The sequence below is a fragment of the uncultured Alloprevotella sp. genome, from assembly GCF_963536905.1.
Taxonomy (GTDB): domain Bacteria; phylum Bacteroidota; class Bacteroidia; order Bacteroidales; family Bacteroidaceae; genus Alloprevotella.
This window is the reverse complement of the sequence record NZ_CAUTBW010000031.1, coordinates 21999-30396: the sequence shown is the minus strand read 5'-3', so window position 1 is coordinate 30396 and position 8398 is coordinate 21999. Positions and strand designations below refer to the sequence as shown.

The 8398-nt window shown below is 46.7% G+C and carries 4 protein-coding genes; all 4 read left to right on the top strand.

The window, feature by feature from the left end; genetic code table 11:
• The coding region (locus ABLA33_RS06800) for a hypothetical protein (RefSeq protein ID WP_347719721.1) at positions 1 to 195 on the top strand (195 nt) is incomplete at its 5' end.
• Between the two features lie 909 nt (positions 196 to 1104).
• Complete coding sequence (locus tag ABLA33_RS06795; protein WP_347719720.1) at positions 1105 to 4083, top strand: SusC/RagA family TonB-linked outer membrane protein; 2979 nt, start codon at positions 1105 to 1107, stop codon at positions 4081 to 4083.
• Between the two features lie 20 nt (positions 4084 to 4103).
• Positions 4104 to 5591, top strand: a complete 1488-nt coding sequence (locus ABLA33_RS06790) for a RagB/SusD family nutrient uptake outer membrane protein (RefSeq protein ID WP_347719719.1) — start codon at positions 4104 to 4106, stop codon at positions 5589 to 5591.
• A 30-nt stretch (positions 5592 to 5621) separates the two neighbouring features.
• Complete coding sequence (locus ABLA33_RS06785) at positions 5622 to 6881, top strand: hypothetical protein (protein ID WP_347719718.1); 1260 nt, start codon at positions 5622 to 5624, stop codon at positions 6879 to 6881.
• Positions 6882 to 8398: the final 1517 nt, after the last annotated feature.

The following is an 8398-nucleotide window of genomic DNA, read 5'->3' as shown; positions in this document are numbered from 1 at the left end:
CGCTCCGCTCGGGTATCACCCGCGGTTACGCATGGTGCGCCTCCTCCGGAGGCGGTTCTGTGTGGAGGTGGATGCGAAAGTCGTGCAGTGAGCGAGAGTATCTGCAAGACCATATACGGTATGGGGGCAGGATTAGGCGATGCAGTGAGTGAGAGCATCTACAAGACCATATACGATACGCGTGGGTGGAGGTGAGCGGAATATCCTCTCGCGTGCTCATCCACTGTCCCCGGCGGGGACACCCCATGCTTAACCGCGGGTGATGCCCGAAGGGTGAACCCGTGGGGAGGGGCTGAAGCAATACTCCGACACCGGTGGTGTCGCACAGCATCCACTGCTGCCTATCCGAGTTTATTCCTCGCCGCTTTCAGTGCGACGCCACCGGTGTCGGAATCCTCTCAGTCCACTTTTCCACGGGTTCCCCCTCGCTCCGCTCGGGTATCACCCGCGGTTACGCATGGTGCGCCTCCTCCGGAGGCGGCTCTGTGTGGATGCGAGAGCAGAGGTGAGAGCGCTTTCTTTATTACTATTTAGGTGTTCCGTAATCTTTTTCTTTTGTTAGAAGAATCTCCTTGTGGTTTTTGCTAAAAATAGAGTTAAGTATAAGTTTTTTTGACGAAAGCAGAATAAAAGCGAAGTCTAAAATAGAGCATTTGTAAAGCTAAAAGAGGAATGAAACTATTAAAAAGAGGTATAAACCTATCAAAAAGGAACTTTACTGAGAACGGAAAAAGAGAGAAGTAAAACTTTTTTAAGGCTAAAAATGCCAAGCTCGCCTTTCAAATATACTTGTTCAAAAAGTCGGAAATCAATGAAAAAGCGGCTCTGTGTTAAAAAAATGCTCAAAAAACTAATTTTTATTTGGAAGTTAACGAAAAAGGTGTACATTTGCAAAAAGTCACTTTTACTTCGACTTTGCTTCCACTCTGTTTTTATGGGTGGTGCACCGAGGTGGTAGATGAATATTCTAAGTGAGTGTATTTTGAGGAAAATGAAAAGTAGTAGGGGAAAGTGAACTCCTTGCTTCCATGCTTCGTTTCTTTATCTTAAGATACTAATACATTAACAACATTGTATATTATTGTTTAATTTAATGGTTATATTATGAACAAGAAGTTAGTGCTTTTGTCTGCGTGCTTGCTTACAGCAGGTTCAATGACTGCGCAGAAGCGCGTGACTGGTCATGTTGCGGACGCAAACGGAGAACCCGTAGCCGGTGCAACTGTTCGAGTTCAAGGAACTAAGATTTGGACGCAAACCGACACCAACGGTAATTTTACGCTGTCCAGTGTTCCTTCTTCTGCAAAACAGCTTGAGGTCTCTTACGTTGGTATGGAAAAGCAAAGCGTGAGCGTTGCTGGCAATATGAATATTGTTCTCAAGGACAAGCAGATGCTCGAGGAAGCTGTTGTCGTAGGTTATGGTACTGCTAAGAAGTTGGGTACGGTTGTTGGTTCTGTAACGAAAGTTAGTTCCGACAAGATCGAAAACAAACCTGTGACTACTGCTCTCGACGCTTTGCAAGGTAAGGTTGCTGGTGTTCAGATTCTCAGTAGCTCGGGTGATGCTGGTTCCGTTTCTGGTATGAGTACTACCGTGCGTGGTAACGGTTCTCTGAATGGTGGTAATGAGCCTTTGTTCGTGATTGATGGCTCTCCTGTTGCTTCAGATGTGTTCTACATGATGAACCAGAACGATATCGCCAGCTACACGGTGCTTCGTGATGCTTCTGCAACATCTATCTACGGTTCTCGTGCAGCCAATGGTGTTATCTATGTAACTACTAAGAAAGGTCACGCCAACGAGCGTGCCGTTGTGAAGGTAGGTCAGAGCATTGGTTGGAGCCAGTTGGCACGTCGCCAGGGTAATCCAATGAATACAGCCGAATTGCTCGAGTATCAGCTCAAGAATGGTGTTATTTCTGCTGCTGATTATGCAAAATATAAGAAACAAGGCTATAACACCGATTGGCTAAAGTATTTCTATAAGGATTCTGCTCCTATTTATAATACAACATTTAGTGTGCAGGGTGGTGGTGATAAGACTGTTTATTATACTTCTGCCTCTTTGATGAAGAAAGAGGGTCTGACACCGTATTCTCAGTTCAAACGCTACACTGTACGTACCAACATTGAGTCACAAGCTCTCGATTGGTTCCGTTATGGTGTGAACGTAGGTTTGAACTACGACGAACGTAACGTGGACTCTAATGCAAAAAATGGTTCTCTCTATGTCTGGAACAACCCTGTGTTAGGTTCTGTCCTCCTGCCGCCTTATTGGAATCCGTATGATGAAAATGGCAATAAGAAGGACTATTTCCCAGAAATAGGTGAATATAAGTTGGAGACTCTTAACAAGTTTCGTCCTCGTCTTATCAATGAAGCTCGTATCACAGGTACTGCTTTCGTTCAGCTCACCCCGATGCGCGGCCTGACACTGCGTTCACAGCTCGGTGTGGATGCTGCTGATACGAGACAGAATACTAAGTTGCTCCCCACTGCTCCTTGGTTGAAAACAAAGGATGGTGGTCAGGCTAACGAATACTTCGATCGTTTTGCAAGCTTTACTATCACGAATACAGCGGAGTATAAGTTTGATATCAAAGAAGACCATCATCTGACATTCCTCCTTGGTCAGGAAGGTATCAAGGGCACAAGCAGTGCGTTCAATAGCTACACTCGTGGTCAGAGCGATCCTCGCTTGATGGAAGTAGGTTCTGGTACGAAAGCCGAACTCCCCAATCTTTATGGTCACACGAAGTATGAATATCTCTCTTTCTTCGGTCGTGTAGACTATAACTTGAGAAATAAATACTTTGCTAACGTAACGGTTCGTAACGACCGCAGCTCTCGCTTTGGTAAGAACAATCGTTCAGCAACCTTTGCTTCAGGTGGTTTGATGTGGGACATGAAGGCAGAAGACTTCTTGAAGGGCGTTGCTTGGCTCAACGATCTGAAGTTCAAAGCCAGTGTAGGTTCTACGGGTAACTCTTCTGGTATCGGTAACTATTCAAGTCTTGGTAAGACAGGTTCTACACTCTACAATGGACATTCTGGTTGGGTGCTGAGTTCTCCTGCTAACGAGGAACTTGGTTGGGAAACGCAAATTCAAGCCAACGTTGGTTTCTCTGCTCGTCTCTTCGACCGCGTGAATCTCGAGTTGGACTACTACCACCGCACCACTAAGGACATGTTGATGAGTGTGCCTCTCCCTTACACCACAGGTTTCTCTTCACAGACGATGAACGTGGGTACAATGCTGAACCAAGGTATCGAAATGCAGTTCAATGTAGACGCAGTTAAGAACTGGAACGGTCTGGATGTGAACGTTTACGGTAACTTAGCTTACAATGCTAACAAGGTGACGAAACTCTTCTACGGCTTGGATGAATGGGGAACAGATGGTACAGGTGTTCGCTATTTCGTGGGTAAGGCTGTTAGTTATTATATGCCTATCCGTGCTGGTGTTGATAAGAAGGATGGTGAAATCATGTGGTACAAGAAAGGCTACACTGGCGATGGCAATGCTCATGTGTTTGATTCAAAAACGATGACGAAGGATTTTGATCAGTCAAATCTCAGTCAAGACACAGGTAAGAAGTACTGGGCACCTGTTACAGGTGGTTTCGGTCTCACCGCAACTTGGAAGGGCTTCACGCTGAATGCTGACTTTGCATACGTTCTTGGTAAATATATGCAAGATAATATCGAATTCTTCACCATGGGTGGTGGCAATATGGCCTCTTCTGGTATGAACCTCGACCGCGCATTGCTCCAGCAGTGGACACAGCCTGACGATATCACCAATGTGCCGAAGTTTGGTTATTCCAATCAGTTTGATACCTCTCTCCTTCACAACGCTTCTTTCTGCCGTCTGAAGAATCTCTCTCTCTCTTACGATTTGCCGAAGCATTGGATGGAAGCAACGAACTTTATCCGCAATGTCCGCCTAACGGCTGCTGCACGCAACCTGCTCACCATCACGAAGTGGAAGGGTGCAGATCCTGAAACCGATGCAAACGTTGCTGCGGGTGCATATCCCAATACGCGTGAGTTCTCTCTCGGCGTAGAGGTTACATTCTAACATTAAACGCATTGACAATTATGAAAAAGAGTATATTTAAAGCAGCAATGTTGGCTGTTCTGGCAATGCCAGTATTCACAGCTTGCGAGCTTGACCAATATCCTACGACGTCAATCAATAACGAAAAGTCTTGGGAGAAGTTTAGCGATGCTACCAACTTCAATATCGGTATCCACTCCTATATCCGCGGTATCTGCGGTGTGGGATGGTACACTTCTGACCTTCAAGCTGACTACTATCAACCAGGTAAGGGCTACCTCAACAATGGTGGTGCAACTTACGACTGGTCGTTCACTTCAAGAGATATGGGCGGTATGTGGCAAACAATGTTTACCGCTATCAACCAAGCCAATAACTTCTTGAACAACTGCGAAAAGATTCCTGTTGCTACGTCCGATTCTCTGACGATGGCACAGTACAAGGCAGAAGCTTACTTCTTGCGCGCTTTTGCTTATTCACAGTTGGCTGTTCGCTATTGCGCTGACTATGATCCCGCTACAGCCGACAAGCAGTTGGGTCTGCCGCTCATCACAACGGTTGATGTTAACGCTCGTCCGGCTCGCGCAAGTCTCAAAGCCACTTTTGAGTTCATCAAGGCCGATTTGGCTTCAGCTCGTAAATACATTCAGAATACGGATCCCTCTTCTCGTGAGTTGGTATCTACTCAAATGCTGAATGCGCTCGAAGCACGCGTTGATCTCTACCACGAGGATTACGCAAATGCAGTTGCGATGGCTAAGTCGCTCATCGACGATTCCCATTTCGGTTTGGAAACAACGAGAGATGGTCTCTTCTCTGAGTTTGAGAACGATGAAGGTAAAGAGTTTATCTTTGTTCCCGCAGCCACTCCGGATGATGGCGGCGCTTCAGATTACAGCGTTTACCATAACTGGAGCTCTTCTGACCAAGCATACTCTCCCTACTTCCTGCCGAGTCAGACAACCATCGACGCTTACGATGTTTCAGACATCCGCCGTTATGCCTTCTTTGAAGTTGTGCGGGTGAAGCAAGTCAATACGTTTGCTGATAACATCTATGTGCTCAATAAGTTCCCTGGTAATGCTTCTTTGAACAAGACAGGTGCTGATGCAGAACACACATATCTCAATATTGATAAGCCTTTCCGTATTGCAGAGCAGTATCTGATTGCAGCAGAAGCTTCTTACCGCTTAGGCAACACGAGCGATGCTCAGAATTATCTCAACACGCTTCGCCAAGCACGTGGTCTTGTTGCTACAACGAAGACAGGCACAGAGCTCTTCCAGTTGATCAAGGACGAATGGTTCCGTGAGTTTATCGGTGAAGGTCAGCGCCTCGATGGTCTGAAACGTTGGGGTGAAGGTTTCTCTCGTAAGGGACAGACTATGCAGAATGGTGAGCTTATCATGCAGGCCAACAAAGACCGTAATATTGAGCTTACTGTAGATAGCAAAGATCAGCGCTTCGTTTGGGAAATCCCATACAACGACTTGCTGGCCAACAAGAACCTCCAGAAGAACTGGAAGTAATCAGCGAAAATCTATAAAAACGATACAACAATGAAACAGTATATCAAAACATTAGCTTTAATGCTATTGGTCGGATTGGGACTCACGTCCTGTCTGAAAGATGACCGCTTCGACGAAGGTGTTCAGAAGTATCAGAAGAGTCTTCCCTACGGAGTATGGAAATCTGTTGCTAGCACAGAGGGTAACTACGACTACACAGGCATCTTGACAAAAGATGCAGCAGGTAAGGATCTCTTCTATGTGCTCCGCACAGCTCGCCCTACAGCTCCTGATAGTGGTGAAGTGAAGGTGGTTATGGTTTCTCATGACGTACAGTACTCTGACTCTACGGGTATGCTTCAAGCCACTGCTCCTTCTTGCTACTTTGGCGATGGTCAAAATGGAACAAAGAAGCTGACAGCAACAGCTTATCTCGCTATCCTTCACTCATCAAAGAACTTCATTTTCCAAATGACGACGAGTGATGGTTCTACGCAGTTCCACCTCCAAGCAGAGCGCGCTGAAGCTAAGCCAACAAGTATTGCAGGTATGTGGGAAGGCTATTCTTCCGACTCTACTAAGTACTTCACGGCAAATCTTAACCCGCTTGATGCACAAGGCAAAGGTACAGGTGTAGCAGTGTTCAACGATAACGACGTGGAAGATGCCACTTACACTTTCGCTAACAATGGAGGAGCTGTGACAGGTAAGAATACACAGAAGAAAGCCGAACTCACCTACAACGACAATTATCAGCTCGTTGCAACGGTTGATGGCAAATCTTTCGTTGTCGACCCGATGGCAAGTACTTCTGAACCTGAAAACTTCAAAGCAGCTTACACAGGTAAGTTCACTTCGTCTCTGTTCGGACAATCAACAGATGTAGTAATCTACAAGGGCGATAAGGGTACTGGAAACTATCTCTTCAAACCGTTTGTCCGGAATAATACTACAGGTTTTGCATTTAATTTAGCAAGTGACAACACTGTATCGTTTGATGCTAAGACAGGTAACGCTACAGGCTATACTCACTCAGAAAAAGGTCAGGTATTAGGTCCTGTATTTGCTCTTGATGCTTATGCTATTGGTAAGTCAAAAGTCCAGAGCACATACTCAAAGGGTGTGTTCACCTTATATTGCTACTATGCAATTCCTAATGTTGGCGGATTTGGTGTCTTCAAAGAAATACTCCAGGTTACAGGTCAAGCAGCTCCTGCTCAAGTAGCAAAACTCGATCTCAAGCTCCGCAGTAGCAAGCCTTTCGGTTTCAACGGAACACTACAACGCAACGTTCAGCTGTTTGCAAAGTAAAAACGATTAGAAAGTAAAAAATCTATAATCCCTCTTCAAAGGGCGACTACCACACGGTAGTCGCCCTTTTTTATGTCTTCCCCTTAGGTTACTATCTTCTTTGAGGCACTTCTGATATTATGTGAGTTTCTCCCTCTACGCTTTCAGTGCGACGCCTCCGGCGTCGGAGTCCTCTCTTTCCACTTCTCCACGGGTTCCCCCTCGCTTTGGCTCGGGTATCACCCGCGGTTAAGCATGGTTCGCCTCCGCCGGAGGCGTGGGGTATTCTGTGTTGCTGTGGGAGCGGAGGTGTGAGAGCAGGAGAGAGTATATACAGTTTCCACTTTTATTCTTCTCCGAGTTTCTCCCTCTACGCTTTCAGTGCGACGCCTCCAGCGTCGGAAGTGAGAGCCGTCGTCTGTCCACTTCTCCACGGGTTCCCCCTCGCTTTGGCTCGGGTATCACCCGCGGTTAAGCATGGTTCGCCTCCGCCGGAGGCGTGAGTTGCTCTGTGTTGCTGTGGGAGTAGAAAGGATGTAGTGAGTGGAGTACTTATAAAAACTATATACGATATGCGAGGGTGGAGATCGGCAATATAGAGCGTGAGAGTATCCGCACTGCCATATACGATGTGCGAGATTAGAGCAGGCTGGAGCAATCTGAGCACTCACTCATTGTCCCCAGCGGGGACACCCCATGCTTAACCGCGGGTGATGCCCGAAGGGTGAACCCGTGGATAAGAGGCAGTACTACCCTCCGACACCGGCGGTGTCGCACAGCAGTTACTGCTGCTTTCCAAATAGAGGCATACTCTCTACCAAATGTGGAAGAATAACAATCGTAAATAGGCTTATTGCGCTGAGAAATACAATAAGCCTATCAGCTGACTACCTTATTGTGTCAGCTGACTACCTTATTGTGTCAGCTGACTTCCTTATTGTGTCAGCTGACTTCCTTATTGTGTCAGCTGACGCGCTTATTGTAGCTACGGCTACCATGCGAAAAGCGAAAAATGTGTATGCTCTCAGCTCTCCCAGCATCTTATTTTTTTGTTGTAGAGGAAAAGTAAATACTCTTTCCACTTCTCCACGGGTTCCCCCTCGCTTTGGCTCGGGTATCACCCGCGGTTAAGCATAGTGCGCCTCCGCTGGAGGCGTGAGTAACTCTGTGTTACTGTGGGAGCGGAGGTGGGAGAACAGGAGAGAGTATATACAGTTTCCACTTTTATTCTTGTCCGAGTCCCTCTCTCTACGCTTTCAGTGCGATGCCTCCAGCGTCGGAGTCCTCTCTGTCCACTTCTCCACGGGTTCCCCCTCGCTTTGGCTCGGGTATCACCCGCGGTTAAGCATGGTGCGCCTCCGCCGGAGGCGTGAGTAACTCTGTGTTACTGTGGGAGCGGAGGCGGGAGAGAGTGAGACGTGGTCTATACAGTTTCTACATCTATTCACATTTGAGTTTCTCTCTCTACGCTTTCAGTGGGAGAACTTATAGGTTTGTTATAGATAAGTTGAGTTTGCTTTTTGTTGCTTTCCTCGCGC